A 462-nucleotide genomic window follows, 5' to 3' on the forward strand; every position below is an offset into this window, starting at 1 on the left:
TCCGTCGACCGCGGGGAAGACGGTGCGCAGGCTTTCATGGCGGCCCACCACATCACCCAGCGCCACCCCCAACGCCTCCGCATCCAACTGCCCGTCCAGGCGCAGCGCCACAGGCATGTTGTAAACCGGCGACCGGCCCAACAACTGATCGATAAACCACAACCGGGACTGCCCAAATGACAACGGCACCCGCTCCGGGCGCTCACCCGCCACCAGCGGGGCCAGCCCACCCCCACCCCCGGCCTGGATGCGGGGTGCTAGCTGGGCGATGGTGGGCGCCTCAAAAATGGCCCGCACCGACAGGTTGGTATTCAGGCTGGTGTTGACCGCGGCGATCAGGCGCATCGCCGACAACGAATTCCCACCTAGATCGAAGAACGAGTCATCGACCCCGACCCGCTTTATGCCCAACACTTGGGCGTAGATGCCGGCCAGGATGTCCTCTGTCTCTTATACACATCT

General features: G+C 64.3%; 1 pseudogene. It reads right to left on the minus strand.

What is annotated here, in order from left to right:
• A pseudogene (locus A5781_RS14705) lies at positions 1 to 444 on the minus strand (phosphopantetheine-binding protein); the annotation flags it as partial.
• Between the last annotated feature and the right edge of the window lie 18 nt (positions 445 to 462).

Origin of the sequence: Mycobacterium sp. 852002-30065_SCH5024008, from assembly GCF_001665645.1 — a bacterium.
In the GTDB taxonomy this organism is placed as follows: Bacteria; Actinomycetota; Actinomycetes; order Mycobacteriales; family Mycobacteriaceae; genus Mycobacterium; species Mycobacterium paraffinicum.